This window comes from Bartonella sp. B23 (assembly GCF_053793815.1).
In genome coordinates this window covers 672,524-696,595 of sequence record NZ_CP200033.1, presented here as the reverse complement: position 1 = coordinate 696,595, position 24,072 = coordinate 672,524, and the positions used below count along the sequence as shown (strand labels likewise).

Genomic DNA, 24,072 nt, shown 5'->3' with positions numbered 1-24,072 from the left:
TTCTGTTTTTTTCATATGAAGTCAACGCATGGATCAATTACCAATCATCGTTGGGGGAGGTATTGCCGGTTTAAGCACTGCTTTAGCACTCGCCAACAAAGGAATTGCAAATATACTTATAGAAAAATGTGAACAGCTTGATGTTATAGGTGCTGGTATTCAGCTTACTCCAAATGCAACTCGCATCTTAGCTCATTGGGGAATTCTTAACAAGCTTATTGAAGCAGGAACAATACCACATTTTTTTGAGTTACGGGATGGGGTTTCTTTAAAAACACGACTGCACATCGATCTTATCAATTTATCGGAAAAAAAATGGAAATCCCCTTATATTACGATTCATCGCGCCGCTTTACAAAAAATTTTATACGATAGTGTTATGGAAAATCCTTTTATCAAATATAAAAAAGGTGAAACTGTTATATCATTTACTCAAACTGTATCTAAAAATATTCATATAAAAACAACAAAAACAGATGCATTAAAAACGCAACAATACCAACTTTATTCAACGTCGCTTCTTATCGGATGCGATGGAGTTTGGTCAACACTAAGGCATTTGGCCCCTTTTCATGAAAAGGCAGATTTCAGTGGCTTTATTGCTTGTCGTGCTACAGCAGAACTAGAAAATCTTCCTAAAGGCTTTTGTTCTTTATTGAAAAATATGAAGACAATTACTGCCTGGATGGGGTCCAAAACTCATCTTGTTGTCTATCCCATTCAATCATCAGAAAAAATTTTTAATTTTGTAGCCATTACTCGTGGAGAAAATTCAAAAGAAGGGTGGGCACATAAAGGAGATAAAGAAAATTTAAAAGCTCTTTTTAAAGATTGGGATCTGCAAATTTTGCAAATCTTTGATCATATTGATGAATGGAGCTATTGGCCACTCTTTCAAATGAAACAGGATCGCTTTCTAGGTTTAGAAGGACAAGCGTTTGTTGGTGATTGTGCACATGCAGCCCTCCCCTTTGCAGCACAAGGCGCTGCTATGGCAATAGAAGACGCCGCCACATTAGCTGAAACGCTCTCTTTGAAAGATCTTCCTTTAACGAAAGCTCTCTCACTTTACGAAAAAATACGCACGCCCCGAATCATAGCTGTAAAAAAACGTGGAGATTTTAATAGGGCAGTCTACCATGCAACTGGCCCTATAGCAATTGCACGAAATTTCATCATGAAAATACGTACGCCAGAGAGTATCATGTCCAGTCTTAATTGGCTTTATATGTATGATGCTATGAATATAATAAAAATAGAACAAGGCAATGTATAGTAAAGACTCATAGATCTCACTTTTTCGGCTTATTTTGAATATTTATGAACAAAAGAAGGTGAGATTTACAGCCCGTTTAAAATGAAGATGTAATCCACCAATAAAGAAAAATACCATGTAAAACAAGCAGTTACTGCACATTTTTTGTTTAAAGCAACTCCACATCGACAACACCCTGTATCGATTTCATAACACTTGCCACACGTGGATTGACCCTGTATCGCTTTGGAAGCGTAATTTCAACTTCTCGTAATCTATCCTCTTGAATAAGAATAATCCCTACTTCTCCACTCCCATGAGGATTCAAATTCTTCTCAATTTGAGGAAGCGTATCAACTGTTTTTATAAAGAGGCGCATCATTTTATGATGCTGTAACGAATCATCTTCCAAAGATTGAACTGTCTCAAGCCGCAAACTAACACCTTCAGAGCGATTTTCTGCACTCACTGTAATGATAAAAGATTTCCCAGGCTCTAGAATTTCTTCATAATCCGAAAGCCCTTCCGAAAAGAGAATTGTCTCATACTGTCCGCTCGTATCAGAAAAATGAATAATCCCCATTTTCTTGCCGGATTTTGTTTTTCGTACTTGTTTTGCCACGACAGTTCCAGCAAGTCTAGCAGCAACTGCTCCTCCTCTAACGGCATTGGCAAAATGAGCCCAAGTTTGTACGCGTTTTTTAGCAAGAATAGCTTGATATTCGTCCAGGGGATGTGCAGAAAAGTAAAAACCTATTGCTTGAAATTCTCGATAAAGTTTTTCATCTGGTAACCAAGGAGTCGTTTGCATTAAAATTAAAGGCTCTTTTAATCCACCTGTCATCCCAAATATATCAGTTTGTCCACTAGAATTGTTATCAAGAATACGAAGCGCACGCGCTTGAAGAATTTCAAGATTCGCCAATAAAATCTCACGTGTAATATGAAAGCAATCAAAAGCACCAGCACAAACCAAACTTTCCATGGCACGTTTATTAACAATACGGGGATCAATACGCTCACAAAAATCTTCTAAATCCTTAAAAGGTTTATTTCCACGGCAAGCAACAATATGATCAACGACTGCTTCCCCTACACCTTTAATGGCAGCAAGAGAATAATAAATACAGTTATCACCAACCTCAAAAATGCGGTGTGATGTTTGCACTGAAGGTGCAATAACCTTAATACCCAGTCTTAACGCTTCACGTCGAAAATCATTTAATTTATCCGTATTCGTCATATCGTACGTCATGGAAGCAGCTAAAAACTCAACCGGATGATGTGCTTTCATATAAGCTGTTTGGTAAGAAACAATCGCGTAAGCAGCGGCATGCGACTTATTAAAACCGTAATCTGCAAATTTTGCTAAAAGATCAAAAATAGTATTAGCCTGATCCTTGTCAACACCGCCAGCAACAGCTCCATTCACAAAACGTGTACGCTGTTTTTGCATTTCTTTGTGAATCTTTTTACCCATAGCTCGACGCAACAAATCTGCTTCTCCAAGCGAATAGCCAGCCAGCTCTTGCGCAATTTGCATTACCTGTTCTTGATAAACAATAACACCTTGTGTTTCTTTAACCAGATGATCTATCTTAGGATGAATGGAAGCGATTTCCTCGTCCCCATGTTTGCGTGCGTTATACGTTGGGATATTTTCCATTGGACCAGGACGATAAAGCGCAACAAGAGCAATAATATCTTCAATACGATCTGGCTTCATCCCTATCAGCGCCTTACGCATACCAGAACTTTCAACTTGAAACACGCCAATCGTTTCACCACGTGCCATCATAGAATAAGTCACTTTGTCATTCAGAGGAATATTCAACAAATCTATCTTGATCCCCTTCCGTGCAACAAAATCTACTGCCATTTTCAAAATAGTAAGCGTTTTTAATCCAAGAAAATCAAATTTTACCAACCCAGCCTGTTCAACACACTTCATATTAAATTGCGTTACTGGCATATCAGAACGCGGATCACAATACATTGGAACAAGCTCTGAAAGCGGACGATCACCGATGACAATCCCGGCTGCATGGGTCGACGCATGGCGATAAAGCCCCTCCAACTGAAGCGCTATATCTAATGTGCGCCCAACGACGGGATCTTTTTTCTTTTCTTCCTCAAATTTAGGCTCATCCTTAATAGCATCAGCCAATTCAATTTGACTTCCAGGCGTAGCAGGAACCAATTTTGTAAGATAATCCACCTGACGATAAGGAACTTCTAAAACACGCCCAACATCACGCAACACTGCACGCGCTTGTAACTTACCAAACGTAATAATTTGGGCAACTTGATTACGTCCATATTTTTTTTGAACATAATGAATAACTTCTTCGCGCCGATCTTGACAAAAGTCAATATCAAAATCTGGCATAGAAATACGATCTGGATTAAGAAAACGTTCAAAAAGAAGAGAAAAACGTAGTGGATCAACATCGGTAATAGTTAACGCATAAGCAACAAGTGAACCAGCACCAGAACCACGCCCTGGACCAACAGGAATATCATGGGACTTCGCCCATTTTATAAAATCTGAAACGATAAGAAAATAACCAGAAAACTGCATGCGTGTAATAACGGAAATTTCATAATTAAGCCGCTGCTCATAATCTGCAATTGTATATCCTTCAGCCAATCCTATTGTCTCAAGTCGCACTTTTAAACCAGCTTTAGCTTGGTTTAATAGTTCTTTGTCTTCTACCTCTAAAGTGTGGTTTGAATTCATGGAATGTTCTACAAAACGAGGCAAAATTGGTTTTCGAATTGGTGTAGCAGTATGGCAACGCAATGCAATTTCAACGCTATTTTCTAGAGCTTCTGGAAGATCAGAAAACAGTGCAACCATTTCATCTTGTGACTTCAAATAATGATCTGGTGTCACCCGTTTACGATCTGGATTAGAGACAATTTGTCCTTCTGCCACTGCCATCAGCGCATCATGCGCTTCATATCCCTCCCTATTAAGAAAAAAAGCCTCATTGGTTGCAACAAGAGGAATTTTATGTGCATACGCCAATTCAATAAGTGCGGCTTCTACTTTCCGATCGTAAGAACCATGCCGCTGTAATTCCACATAAAGACGATCACCAAAAATTTTTTTTAAATAAATTAAACGTTCAACAGCACATTCTTTCTTGCCTTCTGCCAAAGAGAAATTAATAGACCCTCCCTTACCGCCAGTTAAAGCAATTATTCCTTCACTGTGCGACAATAGCCAATTGACTTTAACATGAGGAGGATCAATATCGCGCTTATCAAGGTAAGAACGGCTGACAAGACGAACCAAATGAGCATAACCGATCTCGCTAGCAGCTAACAAAACAAGAGGGAAAAAATCAGAAGGACAGTGCCATTTAGAAAAATGCGGATTGTTATTTTTATCACCAAAATCAACAGTGAGTTGACAGCCAATAATAGGTTGGATCCCATGCGAAAAACAATATTGCGAAAATTCCAAAGCACCAAATAAATTATTTGTATCCGTGATGGCAACCGCTGGCGTATGATCTGAAATCGCATGCTGAATAATTTGTGGGATTTTTAAAGCTCCTTCGAGCAATGAGTAAGCAGAGTGCACCCTCAAATGAATAAATTTGGGAAGAGATTTTTTTTTATCTCGTATTTTATTTTTATCTTCTACCACTCTTAAATTTCCCACTACAAAATAAATGCTAAACCGCAATCTTTATCTGTCTTATTAATGGGGAACACTCTAACTTATCACCTCCTTAAATCTATAAGCGCGCTCCCTCACCTATTGGCAAGATATTCCGTTTTTATTTATATTTACAGGAGACTTCCACAAAGAAAATACCTCTATTCACAGTAAATAAACACAAAAAAAAGAAGAAAATCATACAGAATATTACCAGTATTAAAACTCTTTATTGCACTGTTTTCATTTTATGCATCTTCTAAAGTATTTATTTTTCTTCTTAAAATAAAAGTATAAATAACGCTACTTTCTCTCATATAACTTATCCCCAAAAAAGCTCTTTTAAGGCACTAGAAAAAATAAAAATAGCGGGCTAAATTTCCGTATGCTTCCAAGCCTTATTACCCCTCTTTTTAGTTCTATTCGTACCCTTTCTGGGGTTACACCTAAAGTATATAGTTTACTGGCTAAAGTCTTAAATATTAACCCTACACAACGCGAGCCTACTCTTATTGATCTGCTGCAATTAATGCCCCATTCCGTTATAGACCGTAGAATACGTTCCAGCATTGCTTGCGCACAAGAAGGGGTCACCACTACTCTTGAAATTGTTATCGACCAACACCAACCACCGCCAGCTGGCCATAATCGATCACCCTATCGGGTCATTGCCTATGATTCAACAGGAAAAATAAATTTAGTCTTTTTTCATGCCAAACCTTCTTGGCTAAAACAACAACTCCCGGAAGGAAAAGAGGTCATTGTATCAGGTAAAATTGAACGATTCAATGGACAACTTTCAATGGTACATCCCGATCATATGACACCAAATGAGCAATCAAATCAGTTTCCCTTCATTGAACCTATTTACCCATCTACCGCCGGATTATCCGCAAAAACACTAAGGCAGGCAATACAAAATGCCCTGGATTGTATTCCTCTCTTACCAGAATGGATAGAAGAAAGCGTTAAAAAACGGCAAAATTTTCCTTCTTTTTCTGTTGCTTTGCGCCGTATCCACATGCCCATCGATCCTGATGATTTAAGCTTAGAAAGTACAGCACGTAAACGTCTTGCCTATGATGAATTGCTCACTTGTCAATTGGCTCTTGGTCTCGTGCGTTTGAAAACCAAATCTCTTTCCGGAATTTCTCGCCCTACGACAAAAACTTATACTAAAAAATTGCTGAAAACCCTCCCCTTCCGGCTAACAAATGGACAAAAAAAAGCGATAAAAGATATTGAAAAAGATTTGGCATCACCCGAACCTATGTTAAGGCTTCTCCAAGGCGATGTAGGAGCAGGAAAGACCGTTGTTGCACTAATGGCAAGTGCACAGGTTGCAGAAAATTCTGGACAGTCAGCTTTAATGGCACCAACAGAAGTTCTGGCTCGACAACATTTTGCTACAATTGTACCTCTTGCTAAAAAGATCGGACTACGAACAGTTCTTTTAACAGGACGAGAAAAAGGAAAAGTACGCACAAATATTCTGAAGGAGATTTTATCAGGAAAAGCCTCTATTATCATTGGTACACACGCTCTTATACAACAAAGCGTTACATATAATAATCTTGCATTGGCTGTTATTGATGAGCAGCATCGTTTTGGAGTACATCAACGTCTTGCTCTTACAGCAAAAGGCCACAAACCGGACATGCTGGTAATGACCGCTACCCCTATTCCACGCACGCTGGTATTAACAACTTTTGGTGATATGGATGTATCTCAAATTACAGAGAAACCAATTGGACGACAACCAATTGCTACGGCAACAATTCCTTTAACGCGGATCAATGAACTTATAGAACGAATTGCATCTGCGTTAAAAAAAGGCGAAAAACTTTATTGGATTTGTCCTTTAGTGGAAGAATCAACAACTCTCGAACTTACCTCAATTGAGAACCGCTTTGCTGTTCTCCATCAACGATTTGGCTCCCGTGTTGGCATGGTTCATGGAAAAATGTCTACAGAGGAAAAAGAGGCAGCAATGGCATCTTTTAAATGTGGAGATATCTGCATTTTAGTTGCAACTACAGTCATTGAAGTAGGAATTGATATTCCTGACGCCTCAATCATTGTTATAGAACATGCGGAACATTTTGGTCTCTCACAATTGCATCAATTGCGTGGACGTGTTGGACGAGGAGAAAAAAAGTCTTCCTGTATTTTACTATATAAAGATCCACTAACAAAAATGGCTGCAGAACGTCTCAATATTATGCGCAACACAGAAGATGGCTTTAAAATTGCTGAAGAAGACTGGCGTTTACGAGGAGAAGGGGAACTGTTAGGAACGCGGCAATCAGGTATGCCTGAATTTCATATGGCAAACCTTGCAGTACATGGTGATCTTTTATCAATAGCAAGAAGAGATGCACGTTCATTTTTGCAACGTGATCCTAATCTCTCTTCAGAACAAGGACAAGCTTTACGTTCTCTTCTTTATCTTTTCGGACGAGACGATGCCACACGTTTATTACGAGCAGGATAGAAATAAAAATCAATCAAATAAAAAAGTTAAAAGCTTTACATATGTATTGTAAAATTTTTTTTATGAATTTGCTACTTCTCATCATTTTTTAACAAATCCTCAGACAAGTTTTACTCAACAGTGACTGATTTTGCCAAATTACGAGGCTGATCAACATCCGTTCCTAATAAAACAGCTGTGTGGTACGCGATTAACTGAATGGGTAAAGCATAAACAAGAGGCGCAACAAATTCCGGAACATCTGGCAAAATAATAGCCGATAGCATATCAAGATGAACTGCTTTTTCTCCCCTTTTATCTGTTATTAAAATAATACGACCATTGCGCGCTGCCACTTCTTGCATATTAGAAAAAGTCTTTTCAAACCACCGATCATAAGGTGCAACAACAATAATTGGGAGTGTCTCATCAACCAAAGCAATGGGTCCATGTTTTAACTCACCTGCGGCATAACCTTCAGCATGAATATAAGAAAGCTCCTTTAATTTTAGTGCCCCTTCCAAAGCAATTGGATAAGAAGTGCCACGTCCAAGATAAAGAACACTTTTTACATTTATTAAATTACGACAAATCCGCTTAATTTTATCATCTAGCTTTAAAACCTCATTTAAAATCCGCGGCACCTCTACTAATTGTTGAACAAACTGATGTTCTTCCTGCTCTGAGAGAGATCCGCGTTGCTTAGCAGCACTAAGCGCTATTGCAGCAAGTGTTGCCAACTGACAAGTAAAAGCTTTTGTTGAAGCAACACCGATTTCCGGCCCTGCCAATGTTGGTAAAATAAAATCAGCTTCTCTTGCCATTGTCGATTGCTCAACATTCACGATTGTCGCTGTTTTTACCCCACGATCACGACAATAACGCAAAGAAGCAAGCGTATCAGCTGTTTCACCAGATTGAGAAACAAACACCGGTAATGTATCAGGTGTCATAGGTGGCTCACGATAACGAAATTCCGAAGCAACATCGTTATCGACACTTAAACCAGCAAAATTTTCAAACCAATAGCGTGCAACCAAAGTTGAATAATAAGCTGTTCCACAGCTTGCAAAGAGTAACCGATTAATGTTTTTCCAATCAATCAAATTCTCAAATGAGCGAACCGTATAATTTCCAAGATTAAGATAACGCGCCAAATTATGAGAAATTACTTCAGGTTGTTCAAACATTTCCTTGTGCATAAAATGACGATGATTGCCCTTGGAAACCAATAAAGATTCCTCAAACAATGTTGTAATAGGACGTTCTACCGGTTTGCTGTTGATATCATAAATTGTTGTACCTTCCCGTGTTAGAATGACCCAATCCCCATCTTCCATATAGCTAATACGATCTACAAATGGTGCCAAAGCAATAGCATCCGATCCAACAAAAAATTCATCTTTTCCATAACCAATTGCCAGTGGCGGGCCAGAACGAGCAGCGATCATAAGATTGTCTTCACCTTGAAAAATAAGAGCCGTAGCAAAAGAACCTTTCAACCTTTTCAAACTTGTGCTCACTGATTCCTGCGGAGAAAGACCACTTTTTAATGCACGTGTGATTAAATGTGCAACAACCTCTGTATCCGTTTCTGTTTCAAAGCTATAACCATCCTCAATGAGTTCCTTTTGTAATTCTATAAAATTTTCAATAATGCCGTTATGAACAATTGCAAGCCGTTCAGTTACATGAGGATGAGCATTTCGCTCCACAGCAACCCCGTGGGTAGCCCAACGTGTATGGCCAATTCCTAAATTTCCTTTCAGAGGCATTTTTTTTAATTTTTCTTCTAAATGAACAATTTTACCCTCAGCACGCACACAATGAAGCCGCCCCTTATAAACCGTTGCTACACCAGATGAATCATATCCTCTGTACTCGAGACGCTTCAAACCATCAATTAAAGAGGACGCAACAGGTCTATTTCCAAGAATTCCAATAATTCCGCACATTAAAAAGCTCCAATTTACATCCGAGATTTATAATAATCCGATAAAATAATCCAGCGAACTGATCAAAGACTCTAAAAGATCATATACATCAAATATGGTATGGAAGTACCTAAGAACAAGCCTTTGCACAATGACAAAATCTTCATAAAACCGAGAGTTAAAGTGAAAATCACTTCTTTTGTTTATTCATTGACAAACGTGCACGCAATTTTGCGGCACAATCTTCTTTTATCACCTGTCGTGCTCGCCCAAAAGCTAAACTATTCATAGGCACATTTTCGGTAATAACACTTCCTGAAGCAATATAAGAACTTCTTCCAATAGTGAGTGGAGCAATGAGTGCTGAATTTGAACCAATAAAGGCATTATCACCAATATCGGTTTTATATTTGTGAAATCCATCATAATTACAAGTAACGGTACCAGCCCCAATGTTGCTATATGCACCGATTTCTGCATTACCAATATAACTCAAATGATTAATATTGGTATATTTTCCTACTTTTGCTTGTTTTATTTCGCAAAAATTTCCAACCTTTACAGACCGTGCTAACTCTGTTCCTGGACGCAAACGTGCATAAGGACCAATCCGCACATCCATACCAACCATAGCACCTTCTAGATAACTAAATGCATGGATAACTGCACCAGAGTGCACTTTTACCCCCAACCCAAAATAAACATTCGGCTCAATGATAACATCTGGTTCAATTTCTGTATCATAAGAAAAATAAACAGTTTCTGGTTTAAAAATTGTAACACCAGACAACATTAAATCGCGTGCTTTGCGCCTTTGCCACAAAGCATCAGCTTTAGAAAGTTCAAAACAGTTGTTAATTCCCACAATATTGTCAAAAGGTACTTCAACAACTCGAATATCTAATCCTTCACGTGATGCAATAGAAACAATATCTGTTAGATAATATTCTTGCTTTAAATTATTATTATCAACCTTCTCCAAGAGAGAAAGTGCATATTTTCCATTAATGGCCATTATTCCACCATTACAAAAAGAAATCTCTTTTTCTTCATTGGTTGCATCTTTTTCCTCTACAATCGCGACAAGCTTGCCATTCCTCTCTAGAAGACGTCCATAACCTGTTGGATCTGAAGCACAAAACCCAGCAACAACAATATCTGCTCCCTCAGCAAGTTGCGCGCGCATTTTTAATAATGAATCTTGTTCAATCAAAGGGGTATCACCAAAAACAATGAGAACATCATCCACCCCTTTTTGCAGAGCTAAATGAGCACAAAGAGCAGCATGAGCGGTTCCTAAACGTTCTTTTTGTTCAAAAATCATCGCATTTTTTACAAATGATTGAACAGTTTCAATGACATATGCTGATCCCTTCCCCACGACAACAGCTAATTGTGCAACACCTGCCAGTTCTATTTGTTTTATAACGTGGCATATAAGGGGCAATCCAGCAATTTTATGAAGAACTTTAGGAAGAGACGACTTCATACGCGTCCCCTCACCTGCTGCAAGGACAATAGAAAGACAACTTCTCATCATAAAACACATAAAATTAACGAGAAAATCCAAAAAAACTCATGATATCATGCCAACGAATAGTTTCAACATTGCTTAATGAAGGAAAATTTTCTAAAAGCCAAAATGAAAAATCCTGCATAAAGCCTGTTAAAAATAAAATACCTGTCACAACCAAAAAAATACCAATAAATTTTTCAATTTTTCCCAGATGAACACGAAAAATTCCCAAAAATCTCATAAAGCTGCTTGAAAATAGAGCTGCTAACACAAAAGGCACCCCAAGACCAAACGCATAAACCCCTAAAAGAACAGCTCCCTCACTCACAGTTTTTTTTGTTCCAGCAAGTGTTATAATAGGTCCTAAAATTGGACCAATACATGGTGTCCAACCAAATGCAAAAGATAAGCCAATAATGTACGCCCCTAACGGCCCAGTAGGTGTTTTGTGCGTTCGAAAACGCGCCTCACGAAATAAAAAAGCAATTTTAAAAAAACCTAAAAAATTTAAGCCAAAAATAATAATGATAATTCCAGCAACAAGCGCAAACCAATCACGATAATAACCAACGAATTGACCAATTGTGCTTGCACTGGCACCTAATGCAACAAAAACGGTTGTAAAGCCAAGCACAAAAGCAAGAACAGAAGATAAAAGTGCCCACCGTATAAACACTTCTCTCTCATGCTTTTTGGAACGAAAATCATCAATCCCGATACCTGCCATATAACACAAATAAGGAGGAACTAAAGGCAAAACACACGGTGATAAAAAAGATAATGCACCAGCAAAAAATACACCAACTGTTGAAATTTCTACAATCAAAACACTCTATCCACTTTCAAGGATGATTTATGCCACATAATAATCATCGGTTTATTTCTTAATCAATTTGTTGCATGTTTTGTGCATCTGCCACCACACTTAAATCTTCATCATGACCAGAAACAACTGAAAAAACTTTTTGATAAATTTTATCTTTATTTTTAGCAATCGCAATATATTCGCCCTCAGCTAACACGAGTGAAACATAAGCACCAACTGTTTCATGAATGATATCGCCAGAATTATTGGTAATAGACCAACTCGTGTCTGCAAGTGCTTCTCCTCCTTCCTGTCGTACCAGCTTTAATACAATTTGAGCCGCCTGATGTTCAAGAGTCACCTCCGTAATTTTACCAGCATCTACTTGGATATCGGAACGAACAACCGCATTAATGGAACCATAATGGGAAGCCACATGATAGTGTCCCGCTTTCAAACGCACAATTGATTGAGCTCTAACATTTGATAAAATCACACCTGTTTCATCATTCTCTTTTTCATCTTCATAGATAGTGAAACGCAATTCCTTTTCATTGACTACACCGTTTAGTAGTATAGCATTTAAAATAACACCACCAGCATCAAGATTAAATTTTTTAACAAGATTCTGCCCACTTTCCAAATTTATGCGGTGCATTGCACTCACATGACCAAATGAGACATGAACAAGATAATTTCCTGGTTCCAAATCAAAATGTGCGCTTCCCCCCTCATAAGTTGCAATCAATGGTAATTTATTGTCAATTCCTAAGATAGGCGCATAAATACGCCATACAAGCCCTTTCGTAATATCTTCATTGCTGTCTGTTAACTGAGCGTGCAAGATAAGCTGGGGCTGAGAAACTAAATTTTCTTTTCCAGAATCTTGAGATTTTAAAATAAAATTTGTTAGTTGTTTTTGCTGAGCATCTTGCTCTTTCCCTTCTTCAGAAAAGACGCAATCACTCCAAATCAATAAAGTAAGCGCCACAAATAACCACAACCATCGGCGCAATATTTTTATAAAAACACCCATTCCCATATTGTTAACCAAAGTGATAATTTTTTCAAGAAACAATATCACAAAGCCACCACACTAAATTGAAAAACTCACACCGCAACCACATGATGAGATGGCATTGGGATTATGAATCTGAAAAGACTGCCCCATAAGATCATCAACAAAATCGATTTCAGCCCCTTCCAGGAAGGGAAGAGATACTGAATCAATAAGGACGATTGCTCCATTCTTTTTCAAAACAAGATCATCTTCACTCTTTTCAGAAACCAAATTGTATTTATAAGAAAAACCTGAGCATCCGCCGCCTTCAACAGAAATACGCAATCCGATTTTATCGGATTCATTCAAAAGTATCTGTGCAATTTGCTTAGCAGCAATATCTGAAATATTCACACCCATTTTATATATCCTTGCGTTAGACTATCAAGAAAGAGTATCTCCTGTTAAAGAGAAATTTACTCAATATAAATCTCTCTCAGTTTAGGATGAGAACGGACGACTTGCAATGGACATAAGTAATTTCTGTTATCAATCTCGAATGGTTTATAGTGCAAACCCGAAAACAAGCCGTGGTAGATTATTCCATGAAACAGTAAGTACTATACGATCACCTTTCCAACGAGATAGAGACCGTATTATTCATTCTAATGCATTTCGACGTCTTAAACATAAAACTCAAGTCTTCATTGCTGATGAAAGTGATCATTATCGCACGCGGCTGACACATTCAATAGAAGTTTCTCAAATTGCACGAACATTAGCCCGTGCACTATGTCTTGATGAAGATCTTGCTGAAGCTATTGCTCTTGTTCATGACTTTGGGCATACGCCTTTTGGTCACGCAGGAGAAGATGCCCTTAATGAAGCAATGGCACATTATGGTGGTTTTGACCATAATGCACAAGCGTTACGCATTGTCACAAAACTAGAACAACGCTATGCAAATTTTGATGGACTTAACCTCACTTGGGAAACGCTCGAAGGACTTGTGAAACATAACGGCCCCCTTTTAGGTCCTTATGCGAAAAGAAAAAGCGTTCCTATCGATATTCTGCAATATAATGCAAAGCAGAACCTTGAACTCGATTGCTTTGCTGGACTGGAAGCACAATGTGCTGCTATTGCTGATGATATTGCTTACAATGCGCATGATATTGATGATGGTTTACGTTCGCGATTTTTAACACTTGATCAATTCGAGCACATCTCGCTAACCGCAACATTATTAGAAGATATAGCAGCAGAGTATCCACAGCTTGATCATACTCGACGCGGTTACGAACTGGTGCGGAAACAAATAACAACCATGGTTGAAGATGTTATTAAACAATCAAAAAAGAACTTAGCACACATCAAACCAAAAAGCGTAAACGATGTTCACCAAGCAAAACAAACCATTATTACCTTTTCTCCTGCGATGACGGTTTACGAAAAAGAACTAAAAGATTTTCTATTTAAAAATCTTTATTACCATGATCAAGTCCTCAGTCGCCGTAATGCAGCAAAATGCATTGTACAAAAATTATTCGACTGTTATTATCAGAATCCAGATGTTATGCCTGAAAGTTGGCACAGCAAAACAACTCACTTAACAGATCAAGAGTTAGCACGTCTTATTGCTGACTTTCTGTCAGGTATGACCGATCACTATGCTCTACGTGAGTATCACCGTTTGTTTGACTGGCCAGATAATTTTGCTTAATCGTTTTTGAATATATGATGGAAGTTTAATATGAATGTCTTTAGAAATTTCGAGAATAAAATTAAAAAATTACTCGAATTATCTGGTATAAAAGGAAAAAATGGAGAAAACTTAGATTTATCAAAAATCACTGTTGACCCCCCACGTGATTCTTCACATGGTCATTTATCAACCAATGCTGCCATGGTTCTTGCAAAGTCTGTCGGGCTTAATCCACGTGCGCTTGCAGAAAAAATCATAGAATTTCTCCAAAATGATTCTTCTATCGACTATATTGATGTTGCGGGTCCTGGGTTTATCAACGTAAAACTTACAAAACCATTTTGGCAAGGTGCAATAAAATCCATGCTTGAATTGGGCGTCTCTTATGGCCGTATTCCAATAGGACAAGGAAAACGAATTAATGTTGAATATGTATCAGCAAATCCGACAGGGCCAATGCATGTGGGACATTGTCGTGGGGCTGTCGTTGGAGATGTTCTCTCTAATTTATTGCAATTTGTTGGGTACGACATTACGAAAGAATATTATATAAATGATGCGGGCAAACAAATTGAAATGCTTGCCCATTCTGTACTGTTACGCTATCGTGAAGCTCTTGGACAAAAAGTTAATGAAATTCCAGAAGATCTATACCCTGGTGAATATCTCATACCATTGGGTAAATTGCTTGCTCGAGAATTTGGTGATCGATTACTCACTATGGATAAAGATGAAGCTTTATCTGTCGTGAAAGAGCGTGCAATTCATGCCATGATGTTGATGATTCGCAGAGATTTGGCAGCTCTTAATATTTATCATGATATATTTTTCTCTGAGCGAATGCTTTATGCAGACAATGCGCGCGCTATTCATAATACGATTAATGATCTTACTTTGAATGGTTACATCTACAAAGGAAAGCTCCCACCACCAAAAGGGCAAAATATGGAAGACTGGGAACCGAGAGAACAAACTTTGTTCCGCTCAACAGATGTTGGAGATGATCAAGATCGTGTTTTAGTTAAGTCTGATGGTTCTTATACTTATTTTGCAGCGGATGTTGCTTATTTTCATGATAAATTTAATCGCCATTTTGATGAAATGATTTATATTCTAGGTGCTGATCACGCTGGTTATGTAAAACGACTAGAAGCGATGGCAAAAGCAATTTCTGGAGATAAAGCCAAATTGAGTGTCTTATTATGTCAACTGGTAAAGCTCTTCCGCAATGGTCAACCTGTACGCATGTCGAAAAGAGCAGGATCATTTGTTACCTTACGTGATGTTGTGGAAGAAGTTGGCCGTGATTCAGTGCGTTTTATGATGCTATACCGTAAATGTGAAGCACCTCTTGATTTTGACTTTGCCAAAGTAACAGAACAATCAAAAAATAACCCTGTTTTCTACGTACAATACGCAAATGCACGTTGTCACTCCGTTTTTCGTCAAACGCAAGAGACCTTTCATATTAAAAATTTTTCAAACGATATTATGATTGCGCACCTTAATCGATTAACTGACGATAATGAAATATTCTTAATACGAAAACTTTCTGAATATCCTCGTATCATTGAACAAGCCGTAATCCATAAAGAACCACATCGATTGGCGTTTTATCTCTATGACCTTGCTTCCAGTTTTCATGCTCATTGGAATAAAGGGAGCGATAATCTTAGTTTACGTTTCATTCAGCCTGATGATAAGGAACTATCACTCGCTAGATTGGGATTGATACAAGCTGTAATAAACATTTTATCATCAGGACTTACAATTGTGGGAGTCGAAGCACCAACAGAAATGCGTTGAAAAAGTTCTATAAATACATAAAATAGATATCTTGTTGATGAATTTTTCATATATCCTTGTCGTAGGAGGGAGGAAGTTTATAATTTTAAAAAATAGCAAATCGAAATTAACCGTTTATTGCATGCAAATGCAGATCATCATGTGAGAAAAGCTATGAGCGATAACGATCGCAAGAATCCGCGCGAAATAAAACAAGATCATGAACGTCATGATCCTTTGGACAGACTTACGCGAATTTTTAATCCAAACAAACAAAGCGGAAATCAAAACGATCAATCTTCTTTACAAACTGATCGATCAATACCTAGTGCTCCCAAAACTTCATCTTACAATGATGATTTTGATCTGTCCTTTATTGAAGCAGAACTTGAAAATAGTTTAAAAAACGACTTGTTTTTTGATGATCAAAAGGAGCAATGGAGCTTACATACAACCGGCGATGAATCAACCTCAGATTCTTTACCGACAGCTTTCTTCAACCGTTCAGAACAAAATCGTTTTTTGCCTGAAGAGAAACACTCTTCAGCTGTTGGTCAGGATGAAGAGAAAATTTTGGACGCGCTTTCTCCATTGCCTATTCAGAAGAGTCAATTGCCTAAAAAGGGAATGGCACCAATACATACGGATCCTTTTTTTGAAAAAAGGGATCTTAGTGAACGATCAGAAAATCTCTTTTTCGATGAAGCGGATAAATACGATAATCCTAGAGGAAGTGCTACAGAATCTCTTGAACAAGATCGCCGATTTTCACAAACAACCTTGCAACAAAAAAACGCTCCCAATACACAACGAAGTCATGACGGTGATCAAAATTTTCACAACAGCCCCGTGAATCATCCATATAAAGTTTCAGCTGATCAAGAAAATCGGACTACAGAATATTACTCCGATCTTTCCCCTTCCTTTCCAGATACAAACGTATTTCCCTCATCTTCTGACTTTGTTTCGGAGAGAAGAGGCACTGCAAAAAGTAAAATGACAACTGGCTTCCCATCACCTTTAGATTCGACACAAATTAATAAACAGTCTGATTTAGAAGGCTTTTCACGAGAATCCCATACCACCAATTATCCCCACTTTTATGAAGAAGAATTCTCAAAGCAAGAAACTTATGCTAAAAAAACTCCGGAATATTACGGAACTCAGGCTAAATACGCCATTAATACAGAAAATATCCCTGCCCAAAATAATGAAAAAGAAATACCGTATAATCAAAGTAATTTAAATTATATGCACTCCACACCGCAGACTCTTGATACGGAAAACGAAGAGGTTTTTTTTGCTCATAGCACTGCGCATCGTGGAGATGCTCCCCCTCCAAGTGTCGATACTTATAAATTTGCAGAAGAAGTTGTGGAAAAAACTGGACCAATTATGGTTCCTGAGGTTCCATATGAGGCCCCAGAATACGGGGTACTAACTGATGATTTAAAAGAAGAATTTTCTGATGTCCTCAATGTGGGAAATGTTCCACGAGAGGATTTTTCACGGCAACAACAGGAAAATAATGAAATCTTTAATGAAATTTTTCACCAAACCATGGAAAATCCAAAAGAGGATGTATACAGAAATTCTCAAGATCAAAATGCCAGTTATTTTCCCACTAAAAATATGGAATATCATTCTCCTAAAGAGAACCCATTATACAGAAGTACAGATGAAATCTCCACGCATGGATCAAATACTCCTTCCTTTAAAAATTTTATTGTTGGTAAAACTTTCGTCAGAAGTGTTATTTTTCTTACCTTAGTAACAGTTGGTTTCTTTGGTTATTTTCATTTTTTTATGCCGTCACAAAAAAATGAAAATTCTCCTATCATCTACGCTGATGATAGACCTTTCAAATTCAAGCAAAAAACATCCGAATCAAAGAATGATGTTGCACATAATTTAGACATTTATAGACAAACAACCGGACAAGATAAAAAACAAGAAAATACACAACAATCTCTTATTGATGATTCTGAACAACCTGAAGACTTAATGGGATTGAACCAGCAAAAACCTACAAGTTTTTCATCATCTTCTTTTAATCAATCTGATGTTGAAGATGCAGTGACTGAAGCTATCAATCACACCGTTCCAACACGAGAAGTACAAACTGTTATTGTAAACAAAGACGGTACAGTTGTACTGGCACCAAGGCATTACACAGAGAAAAAAACAACTAATAAACCAGAAAAAATGATTGATCAAACTGCTGTAGATCAACCTCAAGATTTTTTCTCTGTTTCTTCATATAATTCCGATGTGGATGACAAAGAAACGGAACATACTTTCGCAAGTGATATTGATAAAATAATAACTGAAAGCACTTCTACCCCTCATGTTGAAGAAAAAGTTATACCTCTTTCTTTGCATGCAGAAAGAAATTCAGAGCTGCAAAGACATGCTAATCCTCTCCCACCATCACCAGACCGCATAGCTACACAAAATTCAGAAGATTATTATGTACAACTTGCATCTCAACCCACTCACGCATTGGCGAGAGACTCTTTGAAAAGCATAAAATCCAAATTTGGATTCCTTATTGGCGCTCGTCCTTTAAATATTCAATCTGCTCTCATACCTGGAAAAGGAACTTATTATCGTGTTCGTATACGAATGCAAAACCGGAATGATGCTATAAGTCTTTGTGAAGACATAAAAAATTCTGGAGGAAATTGCTTCGTCACACGCTAAATAAACTATGCAATGGCTTTTAATAACCGCAGCATGATCTTTTTAATATCAATCAATTAATTTGTTGATTAATTTTAGGATATTAAAATCGTCTTAATTTTTAGGCTTATGCATGTGGAATAGTTTACACATTAATCTACACCTTATGAGATTTTTTATCTGAAGGATTATTCATAAAGCAAGGGTGACGTCGTGTTTTTATAGGTATAAAGTATTTTTGATATTCAATTTGAATCTTTTCCCGGATTTATCATCGTTTGATTTGATTCTGTAGTATTATAGCGAGATATATGTTCAGGATATTTTTCAAAAAATGATCCTAAAAAACTAAAAATAAGCCAAACAACAAAAACTCCAAGAACAATAGCAAGAATACCTCTAGCAATTGAATTAAGTTGTTCACGCTCTTTTTTTTCAGAAGCTATATATTTATCATACGTGTGATGATTTCTATCAATCATGGTGAATTCCTTTTTTCAATTCCTTTACCTAAATTACAAAATATGCATATAAGAAATTATTCAGATACCTATTTTGGAAAACGCTAAATATCACCGAAAGTTCCAGATTACTGGATAAAATCGAAAAGGAGAAACATAAAAACAAAAAGACCTTTCAATAGTCCTTCCTTTTAATCCTATAATAAAGCATTGACACAAATGTTTTGCTAATAATAAACTTATAACGAAATTATCTCTTTATTTTTATTAAGCAATACTTAGAAATGAAGCATATCCTAAAAGGTTTTAATTATGAAATTTTCTACATCATGGCTTCCATTCAAAATAGAAAAACATCCATATCCTCTATCAGACGAGAACCGTGGGAAAATTTTAAAAAATCCTGGTTTTGGTCAATTTTTTACAGATCACATGTGTACTATTCAATGGACTGAAGACAAAGGTTGGCATAACCCCGTTATTTCTCAATACAAAACTTTAGAGATTAACCCAGCAAGTACTGTTTTGCATTATGCGCAAGAAATTTTTGAAGGTTTAAAAGCATATCGTGCAAAAGATGGGCGAATTTTGTTGTTCCGCCCTGATGCCAACGCACAACGTTTTATAGAATCGGCGAAGCGTTTGGCTATGCCAGAATTGCCAAAGGATATTTTTTTAAATGCCATTAATCAATTTATAAAAATTGATCAAAAATGGGTTCCAGATATTCCAAATGCTAGTCTCTACATACGCCCATTTATGTTTGGTAATGAAAGCTTTTTAGGAGTTCGCCCTTCTAAAGAATATCTTTTTTGCATCATAGCGTCTCCGGTTGAATCATATTTTAAAGGAGAAGAAAAGTCTATTAGCGTATGGATAGAAACAGATTATAGCCGTGCCGGTCCAGGAGGTACAGGTGCCGCTAAATGTGGCGGCAACTATGCAGCAAGCTTACTAGCACAAAGAAGTGCAACACAAAATGATTGTAGCCAAGTACTTTTCCTTGATATGGTTGAACATAAGTGGATTGAAGAACTCGGTGGCATGAATGTTTGCTTTATTATGGCAAATAATAAACTTGTAACACCTGCACTTAATGGCACTATTCTTCCAGGAATAACACGTCATTCAATTTTACAATTGGCGCAAGAAATGGGGTTAACGGTAGAAGAGCGTCCTTACTCTTTTGAATCGCTCAAGGAAGATGCACAAAGGGGTCACCTTAAGGAGGTCTTTGCTTGTGGTACGGCAGCTGTTATTACATCAATCGGTCGCTTCAAATACAAAGGTGACGAATTCATTATTGGAAATGGAATGATTGGTGAGGTCACGAAACAACTTTGCACACAACTAGTTGAGATTCAAAAGGGCGACAGAGAAGATAAGAATGGTTGGGTACATTCTGTCCAACTCTCATAACAATGAAACAATTCCTGGAAATATCACCTGTACTTCTATGAGAGAATCTCTTAGAGATTTTATGGAAATATGCTTTTCAGAAATAATATTCCTTCACCCTTTTAACAGTTGCAATAAAAAAGCATTAATCAAATTTTGAATAATCTCTATGCCTCGCCTTAATATGACGAACAGTACCGGTATGTGAGCGCATCACAAGTGTTTCTGTTTGAATATAACGGGGGGTAAACTTAACACCAGAAAGCATATTTCCATCCGTTACACCTGTTGCAGAAAATAACACATCACCCTTTGCCATTTCTTCCATTGTATAAACTTTATGAGGGTCATCAATCCCCATTTTGGCTGCACGTACAATTTTTTCCTCTGTATCAAGCTGCAAACGTCCTTGCATCTGCCCACCAATACAACGCAAAGCTGCAGCCGCCAATACACCCTCTGGAGCTCCACCAACTCCCATATAGATGTCAATACCCGTTTCATCTGGATCAGTTGTATCGATAACTGCGGCAACATCTCCGTCGCCAATTAAACGAATTGATGCCCCCGTTGCTCGCACTTCTTCAATTAATTTCTCATGGCGAGGTCGATCCATAATACAAACAGTCACCTGATTAACAGCTACTCCCTTAGCTTTTGCAAGAGCATGAATATTATCAGCAGGAAAAGCATCTATATCAACAACCCCCTTAGGATAACCGGGACCAACAGCAATTTTTTCCATATAAACGTCGGGAGCATAAAGCAAATTACCTTTTTCAGCAACCGCAATCACAGCCAGGGAATTAGCAAGGTTTTTGGCACAAATTGTTGTTCCCTCGAGTGGATCAAGCGCAACATCTATCGCTAGTCCATTTTTTTGAAGACCCACTTTCTCTCCAATATAAAGCATAGGAGCTTCATCGCGTTCACCTTCACCTATCACTACTGTACCATCAACAGGCAATCGGTTAAGTTCCTGACGCATTGCATCTACAGCAGCTTGATCAGCAGCTTTTTCATCACCACGACCGCGCCAGCGTGCAGCTGCAACAGCAGCACGTTCAGTGACACGCACCAATTCAAGCGTTAGAATACGGTCAAGCTTATTTAAATTTTTCTGAGTTGTGAGCATATAAAAAGTCCTACCAAATGAGTATTAGTAAAAAGCACTAGCATTTATTGCAAAGCATTAAGAAGATAGCTTTTAGCAGAGACAATAACTCTCCACAAAAAAAACACTCACGCTTCTTCCTTTTCCATCATAAAACAAATTATCAATTCTATGCTATAGATTCGATACGAATTAATTGAGATTTTGCAACAAGATGACCATTTTTTTCAATTTCTGCAAGCGCTTGTCGAACATTCACTTCCGTTGTTTCATGTGTTATCAAAATGATTGTTTTTACAATTTGACTGTCTACAAAAGGTTTTTGAACAATTGACTCTAATGAAATATTGTTGTCAGCCATATGCCTTGCAACTGCCGCAAAAACGCCAGCACGATCATGAACATTCAAACGAATAAAATAGCTACCTGCATGATGAGAGATACGCGCTCTTCTATGAGGAGAAAGTCCTAATGCTGGACTTCTTAAAACAGGTACATACTGAAAGCCGTGGCATGCTTTCGCTATATCAGCCAAGTCACCAATAACCGCTGATGCTGTTGCCATTCCTCCAGCACCGGGACCAGAAAACAGCAATTCACCTAATAAATCACTTTGAATAGAAAGAGCATTCGTTACACCATGAATCTGTGCAATCATTGATGATGTTGGTACCATTGTTGGATGAACACGTTGCTCGATTCCGGAATTAGTTTCTAATGCAACCCCTAAAAGCTTAATCCGATAACCCAATTCATCAGCCGCACGAATATCAATTTGCGAAATATTACTAATTCCTTCAACATAGACATCATCTAATGAAACCGCAGTTCCAAATGCCAAACTTGTCAGTAAAGCTAACTTATGAGCGGTATCATTTCCCCCAATATCAAAAGTTGGATCAGCTTCAGCATAACCAAGTCTCTGTGCATCTGTCAAACAATCTTCAAATGAAAGACCTTCAGTAAACATACGTGTTAATATATAGTTGCAGGTTCCATTTAAGATACCATAAATCCGTGATATATGGCTCCCAGCAAGAGATTCTCTCATAGCTTTTATGATAGGAATTCCCCCAGCAACGGCCGCTTCAAAATTAAGAAAGACACCTTTTTTTTCTGCAATCACAGCAAGCGTTACCCCATGTCGAGCGAGAAGCGCTTTATTGGCAGTAACAACATGATGTCCCATCTCAAGCGCCTTCTTAACAGCTTCATACACTACATCTAATTCACCACCAATTAATTCAACAAAAACATCAATCTCACCAGAAGCAGCCATATCTACGGGTGAATCAAACCATTTCACATCACTCAAATCAATTCCACGATTACGGCCTTTATCACGCGCACTAACAGCAATAATTTTGATTGGTCGTCCGCATTGGCAAGCCAAACTACTGGCTTTTTCACGTAAAGTCCTAACAACTGAACTACCAACTGTACCCAAACCCGCAATGCCAACCCTTAAAGCTTCTGCCATTATCTAACTGATTATCCCTATTATTTTTTTGAAAAAGATTTAAATGATGTGCAAACCAATGCAAATGATACTTAAAATTAACGCAATCTAAAGAAGTCCCTCATTCTACTCAACCCAATTTTTTTCCCTAGGACAACAACAACAACAATAGCACTTGTGCAATAAAAATCTCTAAAAACAAAAATACTTATATTCTTTAAAGATTAGAAATCATATTTACGAATTTAAACGCTAAAAATTTCTCATGAGCACATAAAAAAATTTCAATCGTAAATTTTACACTGCTTTTTATATCTCTAACAAGTGCAAAATAAAGAAACATTCTTTTAAAAAGCAATCGTAACGCTAATTTTTATAAAAGTAAAAATTTACTTAATCCTGATAAACATTAACACAAAAAAATTCAATTATTACAGGAAATTTAAACAGAAAATTTTAAAATTTATAAATAAAAATTATTGCCAAAAATTGCATGAGCATCCAATTTAACAAATATTGAAACAACAACAATCTTTCATATGATGAATTAAAAGGATGGATACAACAAAGTGTAGCAAAAGATAATACCACATATCTTGTTACCGTTGCATAATTTGAACTTTATCAGCAGTATTTCTGCCCCTTAATCTAAATATCTTCATACCCCGTATATACCTCAAAAAACTCTAAATCGAAACGGGGACATAAGCTTGGCTTATATAAAATACAACTCTAAAATACTAGAAAATACAGAATAGCTATAATATTTGTAATAAGCTGCACATTTTACAGCAACGAATCAATAACATCTTGAA

General features: G+C 37.4%; 15 protein-coding genes. 6 read left to right on the top strand and 9 right to left on the bottom strand.

Annotated elements, in window-relative coordinates:
• The first annotated feature begins 28 nt into the window (after positions 1–28).
• A complete protein-coding gene (locus V4B17_RS02960; RefSeq protein WP_455479994.1) occupies positions 29–1,276 on the top strand; it encodes an FAD-binding protein in 1,248 nt (415 codons plus the stop codon).
• Positions 1,277–1,424: 148 nt separating this feature from the next.
• Here the strand turns inward: V4B17_RS02960 and dnaE are convergent, their stop codons facing one another.
• A complete protein-coding gene (gene dnaE, locus V4B17_RS02955; RefSeq protein ID WP_455479993.1) occupies positions 1,425–4,913 on the bottom strand; it encodes a DNA polymerase III subunit alpha in 3,489 nt (1,162 codons plus the stop codon).
• Positions 4,914–5,310: 397 nt separating this feature from the next.
• On the opposite strand from dnaE, the gene recG reads away from it, so the two are divergent.
• On the top strand, positions 5,311–7,419 hold the full coding sequence (gene recG, locus V4B17_RS02950) for an ATP-dependent DNA helicase RecG (protein ID WP_455479992.1): 2,109 nt from the start codon (positions 5,311–5,313) through the stop codon (positions 7,417–7,419).
• 110 nt (positions 7,420–7,529) lie between these two features.
• Here the strand turns inward: recG and glmS are convergent, their stop codons facing one another.
• From glmS to erpA, 5 genes are all read right to left on the bottom strand, one after another.
• Positions 7,530–9,353: a glutamine--fructose-6-phosphate transaminase (isomerizing) gene (gene glmS / locus V4B17_RS02945; RefSeq protein WP_455479991.1), complete on the bottom strand. Its 1,824-nt coding sequence runs from the start codon at positions 9,351–9,353 to the stop codon at positions 7,530–7,532.
• Between the two features lie 169 nt (positions 9,354–9,522).
• Positions 9,523–10,869: a bifunctional UDP-N-acetylglucosamine diphosphorylase/glucosamine-1-phosphate N-acetyltransferase GlmU gene (glmU, locus tag V4B17_RS02940; protein ID WP_455480170.1), complete on the bottom strand. Its 1,347-nt coding sequence runs from the start codon at positions 10,867–10,869 to the stop codon at positions 9,523–9,525.
• A gap of 16 nt (positions 10,870–10,885) precedes the next feature.
• Complete coding sequence (locus V4B17_RS02935; protein WP_455479990.1) at positions 10,886–11,674, bottom strand: cytochrome c biogenesis CcdA family protein; 789 nt, start codon at positions 11,672–11,674, stop codon at positions 10,886–10,888.
• A 58-nt stretch (positions 11,675–11,732) separates the two neighbouring features.
• Positions 11,733–12,689 (bottom strand): carboxypeptidase regulatory-like domain-containing protein, encoded by a 957-nt coding sequence (locus V4B17_RS02930; RefSeq protein ID WP_455480169.1) that lies wholly within the window; start codon positions 12,687–12,689, stop codon positions 11,733–11,735.
• Positions 12,690–12,749: 60 nt separating this feature from the next.
• Positions 12,750–13,073 carry an iron-sulfur cluster insertion protein ErpA gene (gene erpA, locus V4B17_RS02925; RefSeq protein WP_455479989.1) on the bottom strand — a complete coding sequence of 108 codons (324 nt, stop codon included), beginning with the start codon at positions 13,071–13,073 and terminating at the stop codon, positions 12,750–12,752.
• Positions 13,074–13,179: 106 nt separating this feature from the next.
• On the opposite strand from erpA, the gene V4B17_RS02920 reads away from it, so the two are divergent.
• From V4B17_RS02920 to V4B17_RS02910, 3 genes are all read left to right on the top strand, one after another.
• The gene (locus V4B17_RS02920) at positions 13,180–14,376 is read left to right on the top strand and encodes a deoxyguanosinetriphosphate triphosphohydrolase (protein ID WP_455479988.1); all 1,197 of its coding nucleotides are present in this window, start codon (positions 13,180–13,182) and stop codon (positions 14,374–14,376) included.
• 30 nt (positions 14,377–14,406) lie between these two features.
• Positions 14,407–16,164 (top strand): arginine--tRNA ligase, encoded by a 1,758-nt coding sequence (gene argS / locus V4B17_RS02915; protein ID WP_455479987.1) that lies wholly within the window; start codon positions 14,407–14,409, stop codon positions 16,162–16,164.
• Positions 16,165–16,317: 153 nt separating this feature from the next.
• Positions 16,318–18,846 carry an SPOR domain-containing protein gene (locus V4B17_RS02910; protein WP_455479986.1) on the top strand — a complete coding sequence of 843 codons (2,529 nt, stop codon included), beginning with the start codon at positions 16,318–16,320 and terminating at the stop codon, positions 18,844–18,846.
• A 224-nt stretch (positions 18,847–19,070) separates the two neighbouring features.
• Here the strand turns inward: V4B17_RS02910 and V4B17_RS02905 are convergent, their stop codons facing one another.
• Positions 19,071–19,307, bottom strand: coding sequence for a hypothetical protein (locus tag V4B17_RS02905; RefSeq protein WP_455479985.1), 237 nt, complete (start codon positions 19,305–19,307; stop codon positions 19,071–19,073).
• A gap of 291 nt (positions 19,308–19,598) precedes the next feature.
• Here V4B17_RS02905 and V4B17_RS02900 point away from each other — a divergent pair, with 291 nt between their 5' ends.
• Entirely contained in the window at positions 19,599–20,705 is a 1,107-nt protein-coding gene (locus V4B17_RS02900) for a branched-chain amino acid aminotransferase (RefSeq protein ID WP_455479984.1), read from the top strand.
• Between the two features lie 124 nt (positions 20,706–20,829).
• On the opposite strand, the gene glpX is transcribed toward V4B17_RS02900, so the two are convergent.
• Together glpX and V4B17_RS02890 are read right to left on the bottom strand one after the other, a co-directional pair.
• A complete protein-coding gene (gene glpX, locus V4B17_RS02895) occupies positions 20,830–21,819 on the bottom strand; it encodes a class II fructose-bisphosphatase (protein WP_455479983.1) in 990 nt (329 codons plus the stop codon).
• 148 nt (positions 21,820–21,967) lie between these two features.
• Positions 21,968–23,278 carry a homoserine dehydrogenase gene (locus V4B17_RS02890; protein WP_455479982.1) on the bottom strand — a complete coding sequence of 437 codons (1,311 nt, stop codon included), beginning with the start codon at positions 23,276–23,278 and terminating at the stop codon, positions 21,968–21,970.
• Between the last annotated feature and the right edge of the window lie 794 nt (positions 23,279–24,072).